Raw genomic sequence first — 25,797 nt, forward strand, 5'->3', positions numbered from 1 at the left:
TTTGAGCCGGTGTTTAATCCTGGTCCATTTTAAAGGCCTTGAATACAATGCCATGGCGCACCATATCCGCGCCATAATTGGTCGCCTCCAGAATTTCCCGGTCTTGCCAGCCCAGGGCCCTTAGTTGGTCTATGTCTTCCGCTGTGGTTGTGGTCGGTGCTTTAACCGCCTTCAACACAAACAGAAGAAGGGCCTTGTCCTTATCTGAGAGTTCCGCCTTGGTCGGGTCTTTTTTAAGCTCCTCCAGACCCTGGTCTGTTATCTCGGTAAGGAACTGCAAGATGCTTGAGTTGAAACCCACGCAATAGGGATAGTCGAATTCATGGGCCACATGCAGGCGGATCTGCACCAATAAATCCATGCCCAGGCCGGGGTTCCTCAAATAAAACATGATCTGCTTGAAATACATGGATGTGAGCTCCGGGCTGGTGCTCAGCATGGAGAGAGGTTTGGGAATTACAGGCGCCACTTTTTTGATGGATCGATAGATCTCCTTGAGCTCTCCTTGCGCCTCGGCCGGGGGTATGGTCCTGATCAGAGCCATGACAACTCCTTTGGCTTCGGGTTTGGATCAGGTGACCAGCGCTTTGGGTGTTTTTTCAGCCTAAGCCATTAAAGACGTTTTTGTCAAAGGCGAGATTTTAAGAGACAGTGAGGCCGCAATAACAGCCCGGGGCATAATTTGGCAAGGATTCTGTTAAAAATTTTGACCTTAAAAGATAAAATCCAACATTACCCCAATAAGTGACGAAGTCCGGCCTAATTCATTTTGCCCACGTTGGCAGGTATTTTTCGGGGTAGACGCCTTCTGCTATTTTATCAAGCCAGTACCACCAGTGATCCAGGGGGATGTCCCCGCTTCTGTCCCGATCAAAGCCCACCTCGTCGGTTCTCCAGAATTCAGCAACCTGTTCGGCGTTTGAGATCAAAACAGCGTCAGCCCGGCGCACTGTTTGGCGCTGATCCTCAGCTAAGCTCTCCCAGGCGGCTTCTATGTCTTCTCGATCATCCGCGCGCCTGCTGATGAGTTCAACCTCTAACGCCCAATCCTGGAGGTCCGGCAGCAAAGAATCCTTGTATCTTTTGATTGCACTTTTAAGATCCATTTCAAGCCACTTCCGTTTTTTGGGGTTGTCCGGTTAAAAAAGGAATTCTTGCGGTCGGTTGCTTCTTTCTTACCAGACTTATCATACCTGCCTTTCAATAAGGGTGTTTTGTGCCTGTCACCCCTGGCCATGGCATGAAAAAGCCCTTATCCATGAGAAAGGAATAAGGGCTTAGTAATCTGTATTTTTTGAATTTCAGGTAAGCGACTTAATACGGGTCTTAAGCGTGCCCTGGTCGTCAAACAGGTATTCAACTTCACCCATATCCTGCCAATGCCCCAGTTCTGCCACCTCGTCGATTAAGGCCGGGCTGACCAGGACCTGGCGGGCGCTTAAGGTGTCCTGAATCTGTAAGAGCCGTACAGTGGCATCATCGACCTTGCGGCCGCAGCATTGGATGGCGGTGTCTATGGCCTGAAAGTCGTTTTCCATGACCAGGGGCACAAAACCCCTCTCCACAAAACCGCTGGTTATGACGTTGGCATAGGTTTTCTGGAAATCGATCTGCTCATAAAAATGCCGGGGAACAAAATCGGCGAGTCCCATGCCCAGGGCATTGCCGTGGCATTCCGGCGTCAGGTCAAGGCAGACAATGCGATTGGCAATGCCGCTGGCATTCCCATTGTCAGCATCGCTTCTGATCCCCCTGCGGCCTGTGATATTGGGGTCAATGCCCACACCGCTTATATTTTTGCCCATACGCTCCACCACCATTACATCAAGGTTGCCCACCGGCAGTCTGGGCAAATATTCCTTGGACCTTAAGAGCAGTCCGGGTTCTCTATCGGCTATCTCATCTTTTTGCAGAAGGTGGATCTCGGCCAGGGTGTCGCTTGCGTTTTCCATCAGGGCAATGCCGAAAAAGATATTACCCTTGCTCAAGATGGTGCGGGCAAAGGAGGGAATAAGCTTTGTCAGGCCATCCAGGCCGTGGAAATGCACATGCTCGGCCCCTTTGTGATTGCCCAGACCGATTACGCTGATCTTCATTAATCCGCTTTCATAAGTGGAATGAAAATCAGTGTGGGCCTTGACCCGGTTCATGAGGATCACGCCATCTAAGAGCGAGGCCTGGCGATCGAAATAAACCGGAAGCCCGCTCTCCGGGTCTGTCCCCAGTTCGATCGTCTCCATATCAGCCCTTATCGGTGCGCCGACTTGTTCTTCGGTTATGCCGTAAGAGGCCAAAACCTCCCTCTGGCCTTCGGCGGTGGCTCCGCCGTGGCTGCCCATGGCCGGAATTATCACCGGTTGGGCCCCTTGGGATTTGATATGAAGCACTACCTCTTTGACCAGCTCCTGCATGCGGTCAATTCCACGGCTGCCTATGGTGAGGCCTATTTCCTGGCCTTTTTTTATGACCGGGGCCTTGTTTTTTAGCAATTCGCGTAAGGTGGCAGTCGGGTCGTTAAGCTCGGGAATCGGGCTTTGGTCCCGGAATAGTTTCATGGTTGATTTAGTGTTCATGGGCCTGATTTAAACCTTTTTACTGTGGAGGCAAGCTCCCTGCGCCCTTTATGAAAGGGCGCAGGGGAAAGTTCATGGTCAGCGATAGATCAGTGAGGGCAAAAACAGCGAGATCTGTTCGCAATAAGTGACAAGAAGCAGAACCGTCACCAAGGGGATGAAGAACGGGGCTGTACCTGACAGGCATCTTTCAAATTTAAGATTGGAGACCCTGGAAAGAACATAGAGAACCGTTCCCACCGGCGGGGTGAGCAGGCCGATCATGAGGTTCAGCACCATCAATACACCCAGGTGAATGATGTCGATGCCAACCATCTTGGCTAAAGGCATCAAGACCGGCACCATGATGGTGATCGCCGCGATGGGCTCCAGAAAACAACCCACCACCAGAAGAATGATGTTGATGGTCAAAAGGATCATCCACCTGGATTCAAAGTTCTCCATTACAAAGGAGGAGAAGTTGTCCGCCACCTGGTTGCTGGTCAGGATCCAGGCAAAGACCGCCGCCGCGCCGATGATCATCAAAATGGTGGACATGGTGTCCAAGGTTTCCATGCTCACGCTGATAAGCCTTTTAAATGAGAGGCTTCGGTAGTAGCAGCCCAGGGCGATGGCATAGGCCACTGCGGCAATGGCCGATTCGGTGGGGGTGAAGACACCTGTGAGGATGCCGCCCACAATGATCGCCGGGGTGACGAGCGAGAGGAAAGAGCTCTTAAAGCTGCGCCCCACATGGCTCAGGCTGAAGCGTTCTTCCCTGGGGTAGTTACGCTTGTGGGCCATATAGGCCACAATCACCATCAGGGAGGCTCCCATTAAAAGTCCGGGGATAAAACCGGCGGCAAAGAGCTGCCCCACCGAACAGGAGGCCATGACGCCAAAGGCAACCATCGGCAGGCTGGGAGGAATAATTGGGCCAATGGTCGAGGACGCGGCGGTGATGCCCACCGAAAAGTCGGGATCATAGCCCGCGTCCCGCATGGCTTTGATTTCAATGGTTCCAAGACCGCCTGCGTCTGCCACTGCCGCACCGCTCATACCGGCGAAGATGATGGAAGCGCCGACGTTGACATGGCCCAGTCCGCCCGGCAGCCAGCCTACCAGGGCCTTGGCAAAGTCAAAAAGGCGGTTGGTGATGCCCGCGCTGTTCATCAAAGAACCGGCCAGGATGAAGAAGGGAATGGCCAGCAAGGGGAAGCTGTCCATGCCGTTTATGATGCGGTGGGCGATTACGATATCCGGGGCTGACCCGGTTGCTGTCACAAATACATAAGAAGCGCCGGCTAAGCAGAAGGCAACCGGCAGGCCGGTTACGATCACCAGGAAAGTGAGGGCAAATAAAAACCCTATGTGGCTTTCAGTCAGATAGGCCCACAAGGTCAGGATGCCCAGCACAGCCAGCAGGGCCGGGGCGATCCAGTCTCTCCAGGATGGTGTGTAGGTGGGGTCTGTAATCGGCGGTGCGGTCAGGTTAAGTGAACTGCCGCCTTGCCTCCAGTGCTGAATGGCCACCTGAATGGAACGAATTAAGTTCAGCGCAATCAAGCCGTTGAATATGAAATAAAGGGCGCGCTTGGGGAAATCAATAGAGACCAGAGCTCCAAAGGTTTTACTGGCCAGGCGGTAACAGGCCACTGCCAAAAGGGCAAAGAAAACAATACGCAGGATATCCACAATGGTGGAGAGAACCCTGCCTCCCTTTGGGCTCAAGTAGCGGTAGAAAAATTCCACCATGATGTGGGTGTTCTTGCGTACGGACAGGGCTGAGCCCAAAAGGGAGCTTATAATAAGAAGAACCCTGGCGATCTCTTCGGTCCAGCCCCAGGAGCTGTTCAAGGCGTAACGGGTGAAAAATTGAAGAAAGACAATTGCTGCTAAAATCCAAAAAGCCAGCAGTGCGACGTAATCCTCAATGGCTTCCGGTTTTCGCAATGTTTCTTCCGGCATGGCCGGTTGTTGGCTGTTTATATTTTTGGCGGTGTTGGACATGATTTTCCTGCTCTGCAATAAAAACCCACCGGACCACCGGCAGGCGCCTAAGCACCGTACCGGTGGTTCGATGGGGTGGGGGGCATCGAGCTGATTGTTACTTCAGAGCCTGCACTTTAGCCCAGATTTCATCGGTCCAGGGCAGTTCGGACTTATGGGCCTTGTAATACTCGGCGACCTTGGCGGCCATGGCTTTTCTGTCCACGTCGTAGATCACGGTATTGCCCTGTTTTTCGAACCAGGCGGAGAGTTCCTTTTCGGCGTTCACGATATCCGTGGAAATACGATCGCTCATCTCCAGGATGACATCGGTGAAGATTTTTTTGTCACTGTCGGAGAGGCTGTTCCACATCTGGCCGCTGCAGATGGTGAGCAGGTTGTCCAGCATGTGCTGGGTCAGGCAGATGTATTTCTGCACCTCAAAGAATTTTTTGAACTTGATGATGGTCAGCGGGTTTTCCTGGGCATCGACCACACCCTGCTGCAGAGCCAGGTATACCTCGGAGAAGGCGATGGGGGTGGGGTTGGCGTTTACCGCCTTGGGGAAGATGCCGTAGGAGGGAGCGTTGGGGATTCTGATTTTCAGGTTGGCCATCTGCTCGGGCTTACGTATGGGCAGATCGGTGGTGGTCACGTTACGGGCGCCGTAGTAGCTGGTGCAGAAGACGTGGGAGCCCGTGATCTCGGTGTATTTGTTGGCGAACTGACGGAAGATATCACTCTTGGCAAAGGCGAAGAAGTGGTCCAGGTTACGGAACACATAGGGATAGCAGCTCATAGCCAGGGGAGCGTAGGTGCGGCCGGTAAAGGCGGCGGCGGTGTGGATGATATCCACGGTGCCCAAGGTCAGGCCTTCGTTGATGTCAACTTCTTTGCCCAACGAAGAGGCTGGGAAGACTTTAACCACAAAACGGTTGTCGGTCCTTTTGGCGATTTCTTTGGCAGCCCACAGGGCCTGGATATGATAGGGGTTGTCCACTTCGTAGGAGTGGGCCCACTTCAGGGTTTTGGCGGCAAAAGCCGGCGTAATGGAAAAGACGCAGACCGCGGCAAGGGCCAGGGCTGTCATCAGGGCAGGCATACGATACTTTCTCATCTTGAGTTCTCCTTGAATAACTAGGTGTTGCTATCTACTTGTCCGGAAGACGATCAGCGCAACTGCGGCAACTCGTACTCCAGTTCAAGACCTAAGAACTTTAGCGTTTTAAGTGCAATTTCCTTGATATGCCAAACCATTGCCTCTTCGGCTTGAGCAGCATCCCTTTGCTCGATGGCTTTAAAAATTTTGGCATGCCCCTGATAAGCAAATTCCAGGTTTCCCGGCACCAGGTAGCTTTTACTGGCAAAGGCGCTCAGAAGATCTGCTGAGGTCTGAAAGAATTTGCGCATTACGCTGTTGCCGCAGCCTTCTCCCAATTCTCTGTGGAATTGAAGGTCCAGGTCATTGAAAAGAGCGTCGCGCCTATCCTCCAAGGCCTGTAACTGAGCCTCTAAATTGGCTTTAAGATTCGTGACAAGTTCCGGTCCGGCCCTGTGGACACACAAGTGCACAATGGCCTTTTCCGTAAACATACGGGCTTCAATAAATTCGGTAATGGTTATTTGCTCAAGGAGGAGTTGTTCCGAAATAGAGCCAAGATAGGTGGAAGGAGCACCGGCCTGCACCACGGTGCCCACCCCTTGTCTGGATTGCACCAGCCCAAGGGCCGCCAGTTTGAACATGGCCTCCCGCAGGGTGTTCCTGCTTACACTAAATCTTTTAGCCAACTCGGTTTGAGAGGGCAGAACATCGCCAGCTTGGAAAGTTCCAGAGAGCAACCATTTGTGCACCAAGTCGAAAACTTGATCCACGGCAGTGCGTCTGATTACCGAGTTGTCTGGCGTTTCCATATTGTCCACCCCTTTTCTGTGGCTGGAGTATGGTTATTGGTAGTCCAATGTTTGGTTGACCAATCATTGGACGATTAAAATGCTTTTATGTATGACTTGTCAATGACTTTTTTGAGCTTGTTTTGTAAGTGATTACCCTTATTAGTAAAACTAAAAAGTGAAAAGGGTAACAAAAGGTATCTCAAAGCTGACCGTTTAGCTTTTTGGAGTAATCATAGCTGCTAGTGGGGTAAATATGTCTTTAAAAACAATAGTAAAGCGATGGTGATACCTATTGCTTGAATTTCCTTTATAATTAGTTGATTATGGCAACTTTATTTTTGAAAAAGGGGGATGTGTGGTGAAACTTCGAAAAAGATTTTTTGATAATTTGTAGCCTTTTGTAGAAATATTAAATAGGACTAAAAAGTTTTATTATGCATCATGTGTGAATTTTTTAAGGTTATACAGGCGTAATTTTAGAAAGATATTAAATGCTGTCTTGCAAAAAAGGGGTTACTTTGTCGGTATTTATTACGTGGATATGAATCAAATTTAAAAGGGATATTGGAACTTATAACATGTTAAATATGCCTGAATGATTCCGCGAAAAATCATAAGGCACCAAAGAATCTGCTTTATATGGGATAAATCAACCAAAAGGCGTTTCAGGAGAAGCCTGGTTTAAGGGCCCAGCAGCCAGGCTTAATCATTGAGGAGAATCGCCGCGTTTTTTGATCAGATGCCATCTGTAACCCAAGGCAATGACTAACGGGATCAGCAGGCTGGAGGTTTTATGTTGAAATAACTTGTATGGACAAGTTATTGACTGAAGTAGTTTCTTCAGGCGGATTGATCCTCTGAAACACTGCATAAAGAGCGTCAGTGTGTGCGAGTGTACCGCCTGGCCAAGCTGCGCAACCTTGTTCTGCTCTTGTCAGAAGTAGCCGAAAATAGCCCCTGCTATTGATTTCTATAATCTCGCCAGTTTTTAGCAAACCCTGGAATAGGTTGTCAGTTAAAATATGTGGTGGACTGGTGTGTTGTGTAAAAGTTTTATTATCGGTCTCTTCTAACACCCTTTTAGGCCTTTTGGGCCCTTGCCCCTTGCTGCGAGCTGCCTTGCACATGAAAGACCTGTGAAACCCCAAAGGAAGGACTATGTATTCCCCTATCTTCTACGAGGCGGGTATTGGCAAATTCCCCCATCCCACCGGCTCAATGGTTTTGACCCTGTTTGGGTGGTTTGATCCACTGGATGCGGGCCACCTTTCTTTTACTTTACCCGCACCCGTCCTCTTGTGAGGGGTGGCGTGGGCATTTCTTCAGGCCTAAGGGCAAGAGGCCCTGGGATGATCAGGTAAGAGGGCTTTCAATCTTCTATCTTTTCAACACCTTTCCTTCACGCCAACAATCCCCCACCGCTTGGCCGATGGCCCAGTATTTTTTTGAAGCCATGTCAAAAAGCAGAGGGTCAAGCTTGGCCATGTCTATCTTTCCGTTGGTCAGCACACTGGGGTCGGCATAGGTTTGAACCAATTCACCTATGAAAATGTCGTGGGTGTTGAAATCCAATACCTCATGGAGTTTAAGCTCCATATTGACCGGGCACTCACTGATCATGGGCGCGCCCGGGACCTCTCCGAAAAAGCTGTCAAATACCTTTGATTTGTCGGTATTTTTTCCGGTTACTATCCCGCAATAATCGGTTTGCGCCATTATTTGGCGATTGGGTAAACATATGCTGAAGGATTTATTGGTGATTATGCCCTGGTTGGAATAGTGGGCCTTGCTCAGGCCTATGGAAAGGTATTGCGGTTCGCCGTGGTTCAGAATGCCGACATGAGCCACAGCCAGGAAATTAATTTTATGGTTGATAACAGTCCCGACCAAAGTAGTGGGCATGGGGTAAAGGGCGTTTACCGGTCCCAGTGCCTGCATGTTGTTCTCCTTGTTTATTGTTTGTACATACAAAAAACAAATGCTAAAAAAATTACACAGTCTCGGCAAGTTTTGCTGAAGCCAGGTCTATTTGCCTTGCAAGTTCATCTCCTTTTTCCTGCCCCAGTATGTTGGCATAGCGCTGGTGCAGTTTTTTCCAGGCCTGCTTAATGGGGCCTCTCAAGTCCTCTCCCGCCCGGGTGGGAAATATGCGGGATGCCTTGCCCTTGCTTTTTCGTTCCAAATATCCCCTGTGCGCCAGGGTGTCTATGAATCGGGTTACTGTGGATGGGGCAAGGTTAAGTTCGCGGGCCAGTTCGGTCTGCCCAATACCCGGATTTTCCATAACCAGCATGACCAGAAAGGCATGTGAAGGCGAGAGTCCGGTTAAGGCAAATTCCTGCTCAGCCATTTTCGTGATCACCCTGGAGAGGGAGTTGGCTGTGAAATAGAGGCAGTTGTGCAGTATGTGTTGATTTGATTTCATGCCGACCCTGTTAGATGTTTGTACATACAAATAACAAAGAATTTGAATGCTGTCAAATTAATTGACTGAAAAAGTGGGTCCTGATCGGCAATGAAACAGGTATGCAGGCCTTGCAGCAGCATTTCTTTTATTAAAAGTTTTTTTGGGTCCGGCGGGTAAGTAAAAATTGCCAGACCCCGGATTGTTTTTGGGGCCTGGCAGTATTCAGCAAGTCTTGTTCCCTTGGTTGAGGGCTTTATCTAATCTCCGGCCCCGGCCATTGCCGGAGAGGATGGCGCCGGGAATATCACATCATAAAGCCAGTTAAATACAAGGGCATAGATCGGCACGCCCACCACATAGCCCAGGTCAAACAAAAAGGCCTGCCACAGATTCAGGCCCAGTTGAAACATCACTATGGGTATGGTTATGCTCATGAAACCCAACTCAAAACTGACGGAATGAACCGCCCGGAGTCGGAAGCCTCTGGGGTATAAGGGCCTTTTAAAGGCCAAAAGAAGCCTGTCAAAAAGATAGTTGTAAACGGCGTTCCAGAGCATGGCCAAAATGGTTAAAGTTACCGCGGTTTTTCCTATGGCAGCAGAAGGCTGTTTCAGCATCAGGTTGAGCACCAAAATGCTGATGCCCAGCAGCACAACCTCAAACAGAATTGCATGCCTGGCGCGGTCCCAGGTTTTTCTCATTGTTTTCTCCTAAAATCTCTTTTGCGCAGGACTTGTCCACTGCGGGATTGTATCGCTAAAATAGATTGGTAAAAGTTATTTTCTATCTGATTTTTAGATGGATTTATTATGATCGATACTTGGTGGCGCAGAAGGTTCTCTCATCTTTCCCTTGATCAGTTGGAGGCGTTTGTCCTGGCTGCTGAGACAGGTTCCATCTCCGCCGCGGCAAGGCGTTTGGGTAAGGCTCAATCCGCGGTAAGCACTGCCGTGACCAACCTGGAGCTGGGGGCCGGGGTGAAGTTGTTTGACCGCAGCAAAAAATATCCGGTTCTAACCAGGGAAGGGGAAGTCCTGTTAAAGGATGCTCAAAATGTGTTGAGAAGGGTGAACGGTTTCTTGGATCGGGCCTACGCCTTTGCCAGCACAGAAGACGCCCATATACGCATTGCCGTGGACGAGATAATCCCCCAGCCTTTCTTGAGTCGGGTCCTTGAGCGGTTTGCGGAGAAATTCCCCCAAACCGAGCTTGAGCTGCTTTATGGGGTGTTGACCGATATCCAGACCCTGGTGGAGGAAGGCAGGGCTGATGTGGGGCTTTTAGTGCCTTACGATTTTCCGGATAAGGCCATGTCGGCCAGGCGGTTGGCTTACATGAATTTTTTCCCGGTGGCGGCAAAAGACCACCCCCTTGCCGCTTTAAAACGAATCAGGCCCCAGGATCTTGAACCTCACCGTCAGCTCTGCATCACCAGCCGGGGAGGGGAAAGGGAGCCGGATTCCTTTGTTTTTGGCAGCCGAACCTGGATGGTGGAAAGTTCTTATGTGATTCGTGATCTGGTTTGCCGCGGAGTTGGCTATGCCTTTTTACCGCTGCATCTGGTGGAAGAGGAGTTGAGCTCGGGCAGGCTGGTGCGTCTGCCCCTTTGGCAGGAAATGGCCCCATACCAGGCCCCCATTTATCTTATCTGGTCACAAAGCCGTTCATTGGGCCACGCCGGAATGTGGCTTATGCAGGAATTTTTCCAGATAAAAAAGGCTGTGGGATATTGAGCAAAGTTTCAACACCCCCTTTGAAATCCTTGGTTTTTCGTGGGCCGGAATCACCTCTGAAGCAAGGTTGTTTTGCCTAAACCAGGGTTTCGGCTTGGTGTGGGGGCGGATTAATCAGCATCTTTGCTTGAAGCCCGGTGTTGGCAACTAAAAAGTCAAATTCCACCAAAGAGGATGATTTAAAGGTAATCAGTGGTGGAATTTTTTCTGGAATTTTGTTTATATGTAAATAAATCATAGTACTTTTGGCTTCAAAAAACCGTATTTATATTTAACTTTTGATAGTTGTATCTTGCTTGCTTTCCAGCTAACAATAGGGTGAGCAACATAGAATAATTTCAGCTAAAATTGTGGACAAGGATTTGCTATTCAGAATAAAATAAATTTTAGATTATTCTTTTTTTCGATTGGTTAACGGGTGCTTTTTATATGTTTGATTTGAGGACCTTGTTTTTAAATAATATGGCAGTTAACTTGGTTTTGGTGTTGGTGATGCTTTATATGAGCTTTACCAGGAAGACCTATCCCGGCTTTGGGTTGTGGACCTTGGGCATGGTATGCCTGATGCTGGGTCTGTTATTGATAGGCCTCAGGCATTATCTCCCTGGAGTTATAACTGTTATTTTGGCAAACGGTCTTATTTTTGCGAATCAGCTTTTGATCTGGATTGGTTTGGATCGCTTTTTAGGGATACGATCCCGTATTTGGCCTCCCCTGATTGGCTTGGTTGCCTCTTTTATGCTGCTCACCTATTTTTGGCTTACAAGTCCTTATGTTTTTCCTCGTATTATTATCGTTTCATTTGTAGTGTCCGCATATAGTTTTCGACTCTTCATAGCTGCCCGAAAGCATCTGGGTAAGGTGGTCGAGGGTGAAGAAAAACTCTTGATGACCGGTTTTTTATTGATTTTTATATTTTCTGCTATGAGATTAGCGCCTTTTTTATTTGGCGGAACAGATCAAACGGATTTCATGGCCTACCAGAACAGTCAGACCCTGGCCGTGACAGCCACGCTTCTGGGTGTGTTAACTACGGTCTTGGGTATGCTTAAGGTCAATCAACAGCGCCTGGAAAAGGAGTTGAACCAGACTAAGGATGAACTCGATACAATGCGGGAGCTCTTACCCATGTGCAGCTGGTGCAAGAGAATCAGGATAGATGATGATACCTGGCAGAGTGTTGAGGACTTTTTGGGGGCTCAATCCCAAGCTCAGGTGAGCCATAGCATGTGTCCGGATTGCCTACATAAATACTTTCCCGAGATGGCTGACTCGGTTTTACGGGAATTGGAAAAAGAAAAGAAATAAGAAAGCCCTTGTTTTTATTAAGATTGGGTATATTTTTTTTAAAAAACAGTAATAAAGTTTAAAACTTCCCTTTGCGGGGGATAATGCAAAGATTTTCCGGTCAGTCAGCAATGGTTGGCCGTTTCTCTTTTTAGGGTTTCCGTATTGGTAGGAAAAGTGATCCAATACTGAATACGCCTTTTATGGTGCAGGTTTTTCGATTAATGCGTTTTTCATTTTTTATAGACAAAATCAACAACACCTCCTGGCAGAGAACTCTATATGTAATGTTTTTCGCCAGGATGATCGCGATGATAGGCTTCTCCAGCATATTTCCCTTTTTACCGCTTTACGTGAAATCATTGGGTTCCGCGACCTCCCTGGGGGTCGACCTTTGTGTTGGTCTGGTCTATTCAGGCCAGGCATTTTCCATGATGATCGCCTCTCCCATCTGGGGGGCTTTGTCTGATCGCTGGGGCAGAAAAATCATGGTGGAAAGAGCCATGTTCGGCGGGGTGGTGATCATGTCTCTTATGGCTTTTGTCAGCTCCGCGGAAGAGCTGGTTTTTTTACGCATGATTCAGGGAATGATCACCGGCATAATGGGCTCGACCAATGCCCTGGTGGCTGCTTGCGTGCCTCGGGGAAGAATGGGCTATGCCATGGGCATGATGACGGTGGGCGTGGGCCTGGGGTTGGGGCTGGGGCCGGTGATAGGCGGCGTGGTGGCAGATGCCTTTGGCTATGACGCCGCCTTTTATGTTACTGCCATTTTGCTATTGCTGGCCGGCTTCATCACCCTTTGGGGAGTGGAAGAGGAGTTTGAGCCGGTTGTAAACAAAGGTGATAAGAAAGTTTCCTTTATAGCATCCTGGCGCAGGATACTTTCCCTTCCCGGGGTTATGTTGATTTACAGCCTGCGCTTTATAAATCAGATGAGCCGGATTCTATTTATTCCCATTCTGCCTTTGTTTGCCTTGACTCTGCTTGAAGACCCGGAAGGAGTAAACAGTTTTACCGGTGTGGTGATTGGACTTTCATCTCTGGCCACCGCTTTTTTCTCGGTTTATCTGGGGCAGGTCGGTGACCGGGGCAGTCACCGTAAAATTTTGATTGTCTGCCTTGCCCTGGCTGGTGTGTTTTTCGTTAGCCATGGTTTTGCCCAAAACGCCTGGCAGCTTTTGGTGTTGCAGGTTTTCTACGGCGTAGCCTTGGGCGGTTCCGTAACCGGTATCAGCGCCCTTTTGGCTCATCTGACCAAGCATGGAGATGAGGGGGCGGTATATGGCCTGGACAGCTCGGTTAACTCCGGCGCTCGCATGCTGGGCCCGCTTTTGGGGGTTGGCATCTCGGCTGCCCTGGGGGTCAGGACCGTGTTTTTCCTGGCCGGTTCTCTTTATATAGTCGCCTGCATCCTGGCCCTGTGGAAACTGCCCAAAGAAACGGTGGAGAATTAGGTCCAAGAAAATCAGGAACAGGGGCCGATTAGCGAAAAGCTCTTAGTCCCCGTTCAGGGGCCCTTGGACAACCTGAACGGCCGACCCTATTGGCAGATGCAGGAACCCTGCACCAGGGCCTTGAATTTTTTCCCTGCCTGTATGCATTTTTTTTTGCAGGCGGGCTCGCGGCAGTTTTTATCCCAGCGGGCAACCCAAGCCTTAAAGGCCTTTTGCATGCAGGATCTGTAGCGAATAATACGACCCGGTTTTTTATCGGCCAGGAATTTGTTTGAACAGCTTTTTCCCTTGCCTTGGGCAAAGGAAACAATGCCTTTGGCACAGGCTCCGTAAGAGGGGTCTATGGTAAACCAGTCTGTATTCAAAACCCATCCGCAAGGGTCGCCAGGGCAGCCGCCGCAGTCTGAGGAACAGCCCGAGTATCCCGGGGGAGCGCAGTTTTTATCCCGGCACGCCTGCCATATTTTCTGGCAATCCTTATAGCATTTATCTTTGAGGGCCTTTACCTTGGCCCTGATTTCTTCACGGTTTACTTTTGGGGGCTTTTGCTGGTTGCCTGTCTTCCGCACCTGGTTTTTGCTTTTGGGGTTATGCACATAGTAAATGAAATCAACAGCCGCGCCCGCCTTGAGCAGTGTGCCTGCCGCAGGCTTTTGGGATTTCACCTGATCATTCAGTCTTTTGTTGCCGGTGTAAAATATTTTAAAGCGTGGTTTCAAAGACCAACTTTGTAACTTGTAATAGGCCTTTGTTTTGTGCATGCCCCTTAAGTTCGGCATGATGGCGGGGATATCCAGCTGATAGACACTCACCGTATTTTGCGCATGAGAGGTTGCGGCCTTTTTAAATATGCTTTTGATGCTTATATAGCCCGCGATTTTATCAGCAATTATTTCAATGGGGTGTTTTGCGTATTTTTTCCAATTATAGATTTGCTTGAACTTGACCAGCGGGTGGTTGGGATCTATATCCACCTTGGACCTTATTTCCAGCTGATGCCTGCCAGGCGGCAGGGCATAAACAATTTCTTCTTTTATTTGGGTCTTGCCCAGGGCCTTGCGTGATGCAGGGGGGCTGATCCATTTTTTTACGGGCACCTTTTTGTATTCGCCTGTAATCCACCATTTCGAGTGCCATACCCATTGCTTCTCATACACGGTTCTTTTTACCGGAGGGTAATGATTTACGCGCATGTTGGCCAGGCCGGGAGTGCCGGTTTCGCAGGCGATTTTATAAGTAATTATGGCTTTTAAAGTAGGGAAACGGCGTTTCCAGGTGGTTGTGTCGGGCATGTGCTTATTCCAGAAATGGAACAGTTCATAAAGAGGGAAATTTTTGTAAAGTTTGTTTTTGTCTATCCAGTCAATGACATCTTCCCAACGCCGGGCCTTTATAACCGGATAGGTCCGGTCTCCTTGATCCCGACCTGCTCTCTGGTAAAGAATAAAAAATTTCTGGCAATATTTTTTATCTTTGGATCTGAAATAGATTTTGCCTGTGGGAAGCACTTTTAAAAGTTTCGGGGCACTGTCGGCCAAATACATATGCCCGGGTTTGGCTGAACCGATATACCGCCATTGACCTGCCCAGGCCTCTCCCTGGTTCAGGCATAATAAAAAAAACAATCCAACTACAAAGCACAAATACCTGACCAGCCGATTGTTCATGGCACTGATCCCTGTTTTTGTTTTGGCGCCAAGGGGTTGATTTTTGTTGCGGCAGATGCTGCTTTGGGGCAAGTGCTTGGTCAGCGGTAAGCGGGCAGGGCCGGGGCAATAGAGGTGTTTTTCAATATAATTTGATGATAACACAAAAGAGTTATGTAGATTCAATGCCCTGAATTTTAATTGCAGATAGCTTATTGCTTTGATGGATCTCCAGCATTTTGGAAGCCGGTCTTTGGAAATGCCTTTCTCGGTCAGCCGCCTTAGTCTGTTTTCGTGCTTTCATAATGCTGATCAGCGAATTGTTCTTTTATTCTATTAAATTCATCCCTAAGCTCTAAAAAGGCTTCCACCACTAGAGGATCAAAGTGCTCGCCTTTACCCTCGGCAATTATCTCCACAGCCTTGTCATGTGGAAGTGCCGGTTTATAGACCCTTTTGGAAATCAGGGCGTCATAAACATCTGCCACAGCCATTAATCTTCCGGAAAGGGGAATCTTTTCTTCCGACAAACCTTGAGGGTAGCCTCGCCCGTTCCACTTTTCGTGATGAGTAAGGGCAATATCCCGGGCGTGTCGCAGAAAAGAGGGCTTTTCCTTCATGTGAAAGGCCTCTTCGGCCTTGAGCAGGGCATCATAACCCAGCCGGGCGTGAGTTTTCATGATATCGAATTCCTGGTCTGTCAGTTTCCCCGGCTTCAGTAAAATTGCATCCGGCACCCCCACCTTGCCTATGTCGTGCAGAGGGGCGGATTTAAATAATAGATCGATCGTGGTCTTGTCCAGTTGGTCTTTATATGCTTCATTTTGGGCTAGATGCTCACTCAAAACTTTGACATAGCGCTGGGTGCGCAGGATATGACCGCCGGTTTCATTGTCCCTGGTCTCAGCCAGGGTGGCCAGGCTGTGAATCGTCACATCTTGAGTCTGGGCCAGCTCCATGGTGCGTTCCAGAACCTTTTGCTCCAGTATCTGGTTCTGCTGTTCCAGCTCCTGGCTGGCCAGAACCAGTGACAGGTGGGTTTTGACCCTGGCCTGCACCTCCAGCACCTCAAAGGGCTTGGTTATGTAGTCCACTGCGCCCAACTGAAAACCCTTGGTTTTATTCTCTATTTCTGTAAGGGCAGTTAGGAAGATTATGGGGATTTTTTTGAACTGTGGGTTTTCTTTTAAAGTGGTGCAAACCTCGTAACCGTCCATACCGGGCATCATAATATCAAGCAGGACAATATCAGGTGGCTCTTCGGCCACCGCTTCCAGGGCTGTTTCTCCGTCCATGACAACTGAAAGGTCATACAAATCACCCAGGGCGTCCACCAGGATGTCCAGGTTGGCCTCGGTGTCATCCACCACCAGGACTTTACATTCGCTTAGCTCCTTGATAGTCATGGTGTCATCCTTTTAACTTTTCTATTAGAATTTCAGCCGCGAGAGCGGCATCCTTGAATTTATATTTTTTGATAAGTTTGCCGAGCTGTATAAAATCCTCCCTTGGTTCAAATGGCCAGTTTAGGCCTTCGGCTTTTTCAAGGGCTTCTTTGGCCGGCTTGGGCTTTTTGGCTTTAAGATGGGGCAGGATGGTGTTTACGGCCTCTGCCAACTCCTGGGGCGTTGCCTCTGTTCCTGAATCATCGGCCCGGGGCTCTTCAGAAGAAGCGGGCTGAATCTGTTTCAGGGCGGAAATCAACTGGCTTAAAGAGAAGGAAAAAGCCTCCAGCAGTCCGGGCAGGTTTTCTTTATCTTCCTGCTTCATACAGGTTTCCAGGTCGGCGGCCTTTTGGGCCAGGTCCATGGCTCCCACATTACCGGCCACCCCCTTGACGCTATGGGCCATGCGTTCGGCTTCCGCCTTTTCTCCTTTTTCCCAGGCCCGGTTGATATCATCTGCCATGCCCTCATATTCGCTTCCGAGCTTGATCAGCAGGTTCCAGTAAAGTTTTTTATTACCTCCCAGCCGGGTCAACCCTGCCTTGATGTCCAGGCCTGGTATATGAGAGGGCAACTCAATTTCCGTTTCAAGTTTTGCGCTTTTGGGGGAAGATGAAGGGGAAGGGGAGAGGGGTGCCTGTTTCGCGGGTTTGATCCATTTTCTCAAAGAGCTGAATAGCTGATCCGGGTCTATGGGCTTGGCTACATGGTCGTTCATCCCAGCTAAAATGGCGGTTTCCTTGTCACCGGCCATGGCATTGGCGGTCATGGCAATAATAGGCAGGTTTTGAAAACGCCTAATTTTACGCAATGCCTTGGTCGCGGTATAACCATCCATGACAGGCATCTGAACATCCATTAGAACCGCTTCGAATTCTTGTTTTTCCAGCTTCTTTAGGGCCACTTTTCCGTTTTCGGCCAATTCTACGGAGAGACCGGCATTCTCGAGTATCTCCTGGGCCACCTGTTGGTTGATCTCATTGTCTTCAACCAAAAGCACCCTGGCCCCGGTGAGTTCGGTGTAGGCCCCTCCCTTTTCTTTTTCAAAGGTTGTTGTTTTTTCTATAATCTGGGACTGCTTTCCGAAAACGGTCATTATGGTGTCAAGGAGCAGGGAAGGACCAACCGGTTTTAAAAGAAAACCGCTGATGCCTATTTTTTCCGCATGCTTGATTACCTCTTCCCTGCCATAGGCGGTTACCATTATTATGGCCGGGATTTTGGGCAGATTCTTGTCTTCCAGAATTATTCTGGAGGCCTTGAGGCCGTCCATCTCAGGCATATGCCAGTCCATCAGGATCAGTTCAAAGGGCTTTTGGGAGGCAGCCTTTTGCACCATTTCAACCGCCTGTCTACCATCTGAAGCGGTCGATGGATTAAACGACATTGATTTAAGCATGGTTGTGAGAATCTGCAGACTGGTTGCATTATCATCCACCACCAGAATTTCAAGTCCTCGCAGATCCGGGTCTGGGGTAAGTCTTTCAGGCTTTTTCATCTTATCCAGGCCGAATATGGCGGTGAATATGAACTCACTGCCTTTTCCAAGAGCGCTCTCCACCCATATCTCGCCATTCATCATCTCCACCAGGCGCTTGCTGATAGTCAGGCCCAGGCCTGTGCCGCCGTATTTTCTAGTGGTGGAGGTGTCTGCCTGGGAAAATGCCTGAAACAGTCTATCTATCTGCTGCTGAGTCATGCCTATGCCGGTGTCGCGAACACTAAATCGGGCCTTTACCTGGTTGTCCTTTTGCTCCAGTAAACGGGCCGAAAGAACTATCTCCCCTTTGTCGGTGAATTTAACCGCATTGTTGGCCAGGTTGACCATGATCTGCCCCAGGCGCAGGGGGTCTCCTTTCAGGGAGCGGGGTAACTCAGGGTCAATATCAAAGAGTAGCTCAATACCTTTTTCCTGGGCTTTTAAGGTGACCAGGTTGGAGAGGTTGGCCAGAACCTGGTCCAGGGAAAATGAAATAGTCTCCATATCCAGCTTGCCCGCTTCTATTTTAGAAAAATCCAGTATATCGTTTATAATCCCCAAAAGGGCCTGGGCGCTTTGCTGGAGCTTTTCCAGATAGTCACGTTGCTTTTCGGTAAGGTCTGTCCTCAGGGCCAGATGGCTCAGGCCTAGAATGGCGTTCATGGGGGTTCTTATCTCATGGCTCATGTTGGCCAGAAAGTCACTTTTGGCCTGGGTGGCTTTCTCGGCCTTGGCCTTTTCCTCGTCTAAGTCTTCCATCATGTTCAGCATGGCCCTCCTGGCCCGGGCCAGTTCGTTGATCTGCTGTTGCATGGACTCCGCAGCCTCGTTTCTCTCCCTAAAAGATGTCTTCAGCTGATGGGTCATGCTGTTGAAGGCCTCGGCGAATTCGCCCATGAAAGATACTTTGTGGCTGAAATTGCCTCCTTCCACCTGTTGGGTAATCCAGGTGAGATTGCGCAAGGAAGCCTGTAAGTTTTTGGCTGCGGCTGCAAGGCTTAAATTGCTCTGGGGAGGCGCTGAAAATACCTTGCCCAAAGATAATTTGCGAACCAATTCCGCAGATGCGAGGTATTGATCCAAGAAGCTGTTTATATAGCCCACCGCCTGCTTGATTTCATTCTCAGGATAATCAGAAGGCAGTGATATGGGCTTCGGCGTCTCGCCATGTAGCAGACGATAGAAAAGCTCTGAAATTTTATCTATGTCCTGGGCCTTAAAATCCGCCATGCACTATTGCCTCGGCTCAAAGAGGATTGAATTGAAAAAGGCGCTTATTTTTATAGTGCCGGTTTTACTTCAAAGCGGCAAACCCTGTCTCCGTTGCACCAACAGTCCGTTTCCCTGGCTATGAAACTGATTCCCGTGTGCTGACTGACCAGGCCGCTTAGAAAACCTTCGTCATAAGTGCAGATGGTTTCGCCACAGGGCGGCAAACCCGAACAGTCCAGGTCCTCGGCCACGGTAAGGGTGATCATCTGTTTTTGGGGGTCATAGTGTTCGATGCGGACGATTCCGATATTGAGTTTTTCCATAATTTCTTGAACTTCCCGCAAGAAGTCACTCAAATCGTTGCCCTTGGTAACGAACTTCAGGCAGAATTCCTTACCCGCGAGCTCCCCCGCTTCATAGATTATTTTTTCAGCCGCCTCCACCCCCAGGTTCTTGATCATTATATCCCGCATAGTGAACTGCATCAGGCGATATACAGCCACCTCCATGTTATTGCCCAGATTGGGCCTGCCCTTTTCAATATCACCGATCATGGACCAATTAAACTGGGCGCTATTTCGTTCTTCCTTAAACATTTTTTATCCTCTGTTTAATTTACGATTTTATATTTGGGCTCCTGATCCAGGTTGTTCAGCAGGCTGTTTATTTCCTGTTTGAGGTTTATCATTTTTTCTTCTCTGCCGACCACCAACCTGCTGAAGCGTTCAAGCTCTTCCAGATTTTCCTTTAGCTCCTGTTCGGCTTTTTTACGTTTGGTAATATCCAGGTGCACCCCCAGAATTCTCAGAATCTTTCCTTGGGGGTCTCTTTGCATGACCCTGCCGCGGGAAAGTATCCAGCGGTAAGAGCCGTCTTTGGCCCTTAAACGGAATTCCTGGTTGTAATTATTTGATTGGCCGGAGGTGTAAATCTCCATGCCTTTTTCAAAACGGATAATGTCTTCCGGATGCATCATTTCCAATAAAGGGTTTTGGACTCCCTGGAAATCCCCGCGGTTGTATCCCAATTGCATGAAATACTGATCGCTATGGTAGTGAATGTCTTTTTCGGGGTACCAGTCCCAAAGGCCTGTGTTGGAGGCGGTGAGAGCCATGTCCAGTCGGCCTTGGCTCTCTTTGAGCATTCTTTCCGCTTCTTTTTGCTCAGTTACATCCTTGGCAAATACAATAATCACTTGCCTTTGGTTGTGGGTTAAAAGGCAGAGGGAGAGTTCCACATCCAAGGTGCTTCCGTTTTTAGCCAGATGCTTGCTTTGGATGTTCAAGACTTTTTTTCTCCGTAAGGAAGAAACAAGCTGAGCAAAGTTTTCTCCCTCGTAAGAAGGATCAATTTGACTGATTTTTAATTCCAGGAGCTTCTTTTTACTGTACCCGAGCGATATGGAGGCGGCGTCGTTTACATAGACAATTTTTCCTGAGATGGGGTCCACCCAGAATATACTTTGGACTGCCATATCCACGGTGTATTGAGTAAATTTCAACTGGTCCTCGGCCAGTTTGCGATAGGTTATGTCTTCTACGCTGGTCCGGAAACCGGTGAAATGTTTTTCCTGGTCAAAGACCGGGTTCCAGGACAAGGAAGCCCAACGCTCTTCACCCTCTTTAGTGATAATACGAAAGATCTTATCGCTTCCCTGATTTTGCTCCTGGGCCTGCATAAGGCATTTTCCCCAGAGTTTAAAATCACTGGGATGGATAATGGGTTTGGGGAAGTCCGGCATTTGCAGGCATTCTTCTTTGGTGTAGCCTGTGACCCTTTTAACCGCCGGATTCATCCATAAGAGCCTGCCTTCTCTGTCGTGCCAGGCCTCCCAGTTGTAGGTGTAATCGGCGATAATGCGGAAATCTTCCCTGGATTGTTTTAGTTCTTTTTCGGCTTGTTTCCTTTCCGAGATATCCCGGACCGTGCCTACCGCATACCATCTGTCATCAAATTGAAAAGAGGAGAGGGTCACCTCCACTGGGAAAAGGATCCCTTTTCGATTGCTGGCCTCTATTTCAACTGTTTTCCCCAGAACATTTCCTTCTCCTGTCATGGCGAATCTTTTAAAACCGGCTTGAATTTGTTCCTTATAATGGGGCGGCGCAGTGAGGCTATGTACATTAAGCCCCATGGCTTCTTCCTGAGTGTAGCCAAAAAGGTTTTCCGCAGCCGGGTTCCAGAAAAGCACCTTGCCATGGTCATCTATCATTATAAGGGCGTCTTCCACCGCTCGACTCATGGCGTTGATTTTGCGCTCGCTGGCCAGGTATTCGTGCTCCGCATTTTTGCGTTTGCTTATATCCAGAATAAAGCCGTTATAGATCAGCCCATGTTGTTCCGAGTAACTCGGTGAGGCAGATAATCGGATCCATTTTTCTGTGCCGTCAGGCAGAACAATCCGGCCTACAATATTGATAATATTTTTATGGGTTAAGGCATACTGAAACTCTCTTTTGATCCGCTTTTGATCTTCCGGATGGAATTTCAGAAGTAATTTTTTTTGGAGTACCTCCTCTGCATCAAACCCAAAGAAATCCTTAGTCTTCTGGCTCAGATAGAGATGTTCCAGCTCACAGTTTTGCATGATTTTGGTTTGAAATATGGCCCCGGGCACGTTGGCTGCCATGGTCTTAAAGCGCTCTTCTGCGGCCTTTCGCTGGGCCACCTCTCCGGCCAGCTTGCGGTTCCACCAGAAAAAGACCAGCAAGACAATTCCCACACCCATCCCCGTAAGGACGACTGCAATTACAACCATTTGCCAATCGGTGCGTTTCTGCACCCTTATGTTGCCCCACTTCTCCTTAATGATGGATTTTTCCCTGTCAGTAAACTGGCTTAGCCCTTTGTCCAGGATGGTGGCCAAAAGAGGCAGGTTTTTACGCACCCCCATGGCTATTTCAATGGAATAGTCTGTAGGTGTCGCGATTTTTAAGTTTTCTATTTCAAGGATGTTTTTGGCGAAATTCAGGGCGTCTAAGGTTTCTACTATGGCAAATGTCCTTCCTTCGGAGACAGCCCTGAAAGCCTCTTCCAGGTTGTCAAACCAAAGGTAATTGAGGCCGGGAAGGTCTTCAGCCAGCCGCTTTTGGGGTGTGTGTCCCCTGATCATGGCGATGTCTTTTTTCTTGAGCCCTGAAAGACTGGAGATATAGGGGGCGTCTTTACGGGTTATAACCAAGAGAGGCAACCGGAGATAGGGTTTTGTAAAGTCAAGAAACTCGGCATGATCAGGGCCTGGCATAATGGTGGGGATTATGTCAATCTCCCCTTTTTTGATTTGCTTCAGGGTCTGCTCATTGCTTAACCCCGTGATCGGGGTCAGGGTTATTCCTAACTTTTTTGCTATGATTCTCAGATAATCCGAGGCCACACCGGCGTGTTTTTGTTCCTGATCCAGATAGCTGTAAGGAGCCCAGGCGGAAGTGACCCCAAGACGCAGATCAGGATGCTTTTTTAAGAAAACCGTTTCCGATTGGGAAAGCTGTGAACTGAGGCTTTCCCATTGTTTGCCTTCTTGTCCTGTCCAGCGTCTTTGAACCTCCCTTATCTGGTCCACAGGCAGGGCTGCCAGGGCCTTGTCGAGAATAGTCGCCAACTCGGGCCAGTCTTTGCGCACTCCTATGGCCAGGACTGAACCGGGCCTTTTGATCCTGCCCTGGACCATGAGGTTTTGCATTATTTCGTTGTCCATGATCCAGGTGGCGACCGCCCGGTTTCCCGCATAAGCGTCTGCGCTACCCCGGGCCACTGCGTCAAGTGCCAGGGCGGTGTTCGGGTATTCCTTGATAGTTAGGGTCGGATCTTTATCCCGGAAATACTTTACCGAGTAAAAGCCCTTTTCCAGGGCCAGTGTTTTATTGGCCAGATCTTCTTCAGCGGCGTAATAAGGGCCGTCTCTTTTGGCCACAATGACATGGGGAATGGTAAGGTAGGGTCTGGTGAAGTTAAGGAATTCTTCCCTTTCCGGTTTGGGTGTAACATCCATCAGGGCGTCAAGTTTTTTATCTTTCACCTGGCTTAAGTTTTGGGCAAAAGGAGCGGGTGTTATTTTCAAAACACCACCTAAAAGTTTATTCAGGGCTTTTATATAATCCGCTCCTATACCACTGGGGCTGCCTTCTTTATCCATAAAGTTCATGGGGGGCCAGGCATCCATCACACCCAGGCTTATTTGGGGGTGGGCTTTTAAAAAGTTCTTCTCCCGGGGGGTGAGGCTGAAATTTTTGGCCGCTGCCTGAGTGAAGTCTTCCAGGTTGGTAGCCAACTTTTGCAAATTAAATTCATACCCGGTTCTTTTGGAATTATGGATTTTGGAAAGGGGTCGAAAGTCCATTTCATCCGGCTTCAGGCTCATCAAGTCTGTGAATAAAAGGTAATTATTTTGGTTAATGGCTATCATGGGGCTGTGAAAATTTATTTGTTCCGTAGCGAAATCCATTCCGTTTAAGTAATCGTAGAGCAAAAGGATTGCCCAGGCTGCTTCGGCAAAATGACCGCCCACACTGACCGCAAGTTTTTTTTCTCCTATGGCCTTGATGGCTCTCGCCTCCCAGTCTATTCCTCCTATGTAAAATTGTTTTCCAGGCATCTCCTTTTCCGCAGCTTCCGCCACAGCCAGGGCCATGTTGTCGTTGGCGCACCAAATTATATTGATTTGCGGGTTTTGTTTGATTTGTTCCTTGAATTTGGCGACTGCTTTTTTGGGGTCCCAGTCTGCATGGACAATGGTCAGGCTTTTTACGTCACGGGCGTATTTCAAGTATTTTTCCAAACCTTTTTGGCGGTTTATTGACGCCTCCTGATTGGGATCGCCGGTTATGGCTAAAATATGGTGGGAGTGCACTCTCCCTTTCCGGGCCTGGTCCATAAGTTGCTGAATCAAGGTGGTCCCGGCCTTCAAGTCATCCGGGATCATCTGCCCCAACCAGTATCTGTATTTACTGCGAGGCAAGAAATCCGCTTTTAAAAGTGGAGTATTGATCAGAAAAGAAGGGACCTTGTATTTTTCTGTAACTTCAAGCAGTTTTTCGCCCGTGTTTTCAAATGACTGAAAAATTATTCCGTCAGTGCCTTCACGGCAGGCCTCCTCCGTCAGGTTGAAGAGCTTTTGGGGGTCGTCTTGAAAGGCCTTGACTTTAAGCCTGATATCCAGGCTCTTGGCCATTATTTTGGCAAACTCGGTATTTTTTTGCCAAAAAGGATCTTCTCGCGGGATAAGCAAGGTAAAGGAAATGTTTTTTTTGAGCTGAACCGAGGATAGGAAACGTACGGGTGAGGTGCTTGCCATGGCGGAATTAAGAACCAGGCAAAGCAAAATGATCAGAAGGATTTGAACCGGCAAAAGTTTAACAGGCCTTTTGAGCAGGCATCTCTGGGCTGCTTTGTGTTTTCTTGGTTTTGTGGCAATCGTTGGTCTTTTTCTTTGTGATTTAAGATGCATTAGAATGACCTTATGACTGTAGGACGAAATTGGGCCTTAGCCTTTGGGTATCGGGTTTTTCAAGTCGGCTTCATATAGATTTTGTCTGAGGCTAATTATCAGATTATCCTATAGGTATTATAGGGTCAATCGTACAGTTCAATCCGGTAAGGATATGTGTTGCGCTCGGTGATGATCTATCAAACAAAAGGTGGGTTGGGGAAGTTAAAAGTGGGGAAAGAAAGATTGAAACCTTCAGTCGGCTGTCTGACTTGCATGATGGCTGAATAATCAAGTGCGGCGACAAAGTGAAAACTCCACAAAGGAGCTTAACTATGGGGCATGACAGGCTTTTGGCAGAGGATCTTCATGAGTGGCTTGGCAGATCCGAAAACCTGGTCCTGGTGGACGTCTTGACCAAGAGTCATTTCCGAAGGGCTCATCTGCCGGGGGCTGTAAATGCCTGTGTTTTTAAGGTGGACTTCCTGGAAACCATGGAGCAGGCCGTTTCGGACAAAACTGAAACAGTGGTTGTTTACGGTTCCAGTGAAAGTTCCATGGATGCTTTGGTGGCCGAGGAAAAATTGCTAAGCGCCGGTTATGGTCAGGTTCTTGTCTTGGAAGGAGGCCTTAAGGCCTGGTCTGAGGCGGGGTTTGCCCTTGAGGGAGAGGCTGTATCCGAAAAGTCGGATACGGGCGTTTATTTATGTATTAAAGACGGTAATTACCCGGTGGACATAACTCGAAGCACCCTGAAATGGATTGGCCGCAATGCCACCACCACCCATTTTGGGCATGTGCAATTATCGGATGCCACCCTTCAAGTTAAAAACAGCTCCATAAACGGAGTCTTCACCTTGGATATGGAAAGCATAAGCAATGAGAATTTGAAAGGTGATAAATTCCATCCTGTTTTGATTGATCATTTGAAATCAGATGACTTTTTCTTTACCAGGCTTTTCCCCCATGCCCGTTTCAGAATTACCGATTCCCATCTTTTGGAGAAACCTTTTCGCGGCTCTCCCAACTATAAGATTGCAGGGGACTTGCTTCTAAGGGGCAAGACCGCGAGTCTTGATTTTTTGTCCACGGTTAACCTGACTAAAAAGGGTTGCCTTTTGGCCGAAGCTCACTTTGATCTTGATCGCACAAATTGGGGCATAATTTATGGTTCCGCCAGGTTTTTTGAGTTCCTGGGCATGCATCTGGTCTATGACCTGATCAGCCTGGAGTTGCGGATAGTGACCGGCCCCAGGCAAGATTCGGCGATTTAA

General features: G+C 48.7%; 18 protein-coding genes and 1 pseudogene. 4 read left to right on the plus strand and 15 right to left on the minus strand.

The window, feature by feature from the left end; genetic code table 11:
- Window positions 1–13: 13 nt before the first annotated feature.
- The 10 genes and pseudogenes from X474_RS03600 to X474_RS03640 form a co-directional block, all read right to left on the minus strand.
- Window positions 14–544, minus strand: a complete 531-nt coding sequence (locus tag X474_RS03600; RefSeq protein WP_044346807.1) for a carboxymuconolactone decarboxylase family protein — start codon at window positions 542–544, stop codon at window positions 14–16.
- 220 nt (window positions 545–764) lie between these two features.
- Window positions 765–1,106 (minus strand): hypothetical protein, encoded by a 342-nt coding sequence (locus X474_RS03605; protein WP_044346808.1) that lies wholly within the window; start codon window positions 1,104–1,106, stop codon window positions 765–767.
- 195 nt (window positions 1,107–1,301) lie between these two features.
- Window positions 1,302–2,573, minus strand: a complete 1,272-nt coding sequence (locus X474_RS03610) for a nickel pincer cofactor-dependent isomerase, group 22 (protein ID WP_044346810.1) — start codon at window positions 2,571–2,573, stop codon at window positions 1,302–1,304.
- Between the two features lie 78 nt (window positions 2,574–2,651).
- Window positions 2,652–3,938 (minus strand): TRAP transporter large permease, encoded by a 1,287-nt coding sequence (locus X474_RS03615; protein WP_353743124.1) that lies wholly within the window; start codon window positions 3,936–3,938, stop codon window positions 2,652–2,654.
- A 138-nt stretch (window positions 3,939–4,076) separates the two neighbouring features.
- Window positions 4,077–4,562, minus strand: a pseudogene (locus X474_RS27190) (TRAP transporter small permease); the annotation flags it as partial.
- Window positions 4,563–4,659: 97 nt separating this feature from the next.
- Window positions 4,660–5,658, minus strand: a complete 999-nt coding sequence (locus tag X474_RS03620; protein WP_044346812.1) for a sialic acid TRAP transporter substrate-binding protein SiaP — start codon at window positions 5,656–5,658, stop codon at window positions 4,660–4,662.
- 53 nt (window positions 5,659–5,711) lie between these two features.
- Complete coding sequence (locus X474_RS03625) at window positions 5,712–6,452, minus strand: FadR/GntR family transcriptional regulator (protein ID WP_044346813.1); 741 nt, start codon at window positions 6,450–6,452, stop codon at window positions 5,712–5,714.
- A gap of 1,359 nt (window positions 6,453–7,811) precedes the next feature.
- A complete protein-coding gene (locus X474_RS03630) occupies window positions 7,812–8,372 on the minus strand; it encodes a flavin reductase family protein (RefSeq protein ID WP_044346815.1) in 561 nt (186 codons plus the stop codon).
- Window positions 8,373–8,424: 52 nt separating this feature from the next.
- Window positions 8,425–8,859: a MarR family winged helix-turn-helix transcriptional regulator gene (locus X474_RS03635; RefSeq protein WP_044346817.1), complete on the minus strand. Its 435-nt coding sequence runs from the start codon at window positions 8,857–8,859 to the stop codon at window positions 8,425–8,427.
- 239 nt (window positions 8,860–9,098) lie between these two features.
- Window positions 9,099–9,542 (minus strand): PACE efflux transporter, encoded by a 444-nt coding sequence (locus tag X474_RS03640; protein ID WP_044346818.1) that lies wholly within the window; start codon window positions 9,540–9,542, stop codon window positions 9,099–9,101.
- 108 nt (window positions 9,543–9,650) lie between these two features.
- Between X474_RS03640 and X474_RS03645 the strand changes: the two genes are divergently transcribed.
- The 3 genes from X474_RS03645 to X474_RS03655 all read left to right on the plus strand — a co-directional run bounded on the left by X474_RS03645 (window position 9,651) and on the right by X474_RS03655 (window position 13,318).
- Complete coding sequence (locus tag X474_RS03645; protein ID WP_044346820.1) at window positions 9,651–10,574, plus strand: LysR family transcriptional regulator; 924 nt, start codon at window positions 9,651–9,653, stop codon at window positions 10,572–10,574.
- A gap of 972 nt (window positions 10,575–11,546) precedes the next feature.
- Window positions 11,547–11,882, plus strand: coding sequence for a hypothetical protein (locus X474_RS25980; protein WP_156360601.1), 336 nt, complete (start codon window positions 11,547–11,549; stop codon window positions 11,880–11,882).
- 203 nt (window positions 11,883–12,085) lie between these two features.
- Window positions 12,086–13,318 carry an MFS transporter gene (locus X474_RS03655; RefSeq protein ID WP_044346823.1) on the plus strand — a complete coding sequence of 411 codons (1,233 nt, stop codon included), beginning with the start codon at window positions 12,086–12,088 and terminating at the stop codon, window positions 13,316–13,318.
- Window positions 13,319–13,404: 86 nt separating this feature from the next.
- Here the strand turns inward: X474_RS03655 and X474_RS03660 are convergent, their stop codons facing one another.
- The 5 genes from X474_RS03660 to X474_RS03680 all read right to left on the minus strand — a co-directional run bounded on the left by X474_RS03660 (window position 13,405) and on the right by X474_RS03680 (window position 24,445).
- Window positions 13,405–14,985 (minus strand): PASTA domain-containing protein, encoded by a 1,581-nt coding sequence (locus tag X474_RS03660; protein ID WP_156360602.1) that lies wholly within the window; start codon window positions 14,983–14,985, stop codon window positions 13,405–13,407.
- 260 nt (window positions 14,986–15,245) lie between these two features.
- Window positions 15,246–16,370 (minus strand): response regulator, encoded by a 1,125-nt coding sequence (locus tag X474_RS03665; protein WP_197281957.1) that lies wholly within the window; start codon window positions 16,368–16,370, stop codon window positions 15,246–15,248.
- A 4-nt stretch (window positions 16,371–16,374) separates the two neighbouring features.
- Entirely contained in the window at window positions 16,375–19,119 is a 2,745-nt protein-coding gene (locus tag X474_RS03670; protein ID WP_052514819.1) for a response regulator, read from the minus strand.
- Between the two features lie 50 nt (window positions 19,120–19,169).
- Window positions 19,170–19,697: a V4R domain-containing protein gene (locus tag X474_RS03675; RefSeq protein ID WP_044346827.1), complete on the minus strand. Its 528-nt coding sequence runs from the start codon at window positions 19,695–19,697 to the stop codon at window positions 19,170–19,172.
- 14 nt (window positions 19,698–19,711) lie between these two features.
- The gene (locus X474_RS03680; protein ID WP_197281958.1) at window positions 19,712–24,445 is read right to left on the minus strand and encodes a PAS domain S-box protein; all 4,734 of its coding nucleotides are present in this window, start codon (window positions 24,443–24,445) and stop codon (window positions 19,712–19,714) included.
- 413 nt (window positions 24,446–24,858) lie between these two features.
- Here X474_RS03680 and X474_RS03685 point away from each other — a divergent pair, with 413 nt between their 5' ends.
- On the plus strand, window positions 24,859–25,797 hold the full coding sequence (locus X474_RS03685) for a YceI family protein (protein ID WP_044346829.1): 939 nt from the start codon (window positions 24,859–24,861) through the stop codon (window positions 25,795–25,797).

The organism is Dethiosulfatarculus sandiegensis (genome assembly GCF_000931935.2).
GTDB classification, from domain to species: domain Bacteria; phylum Desulfobacterota; class Desulfarculia; order Desulfarculales; family Desulfarculaceae; genus Dethiosulfatarculus; species Dethiosulfatarculus sandiegensis.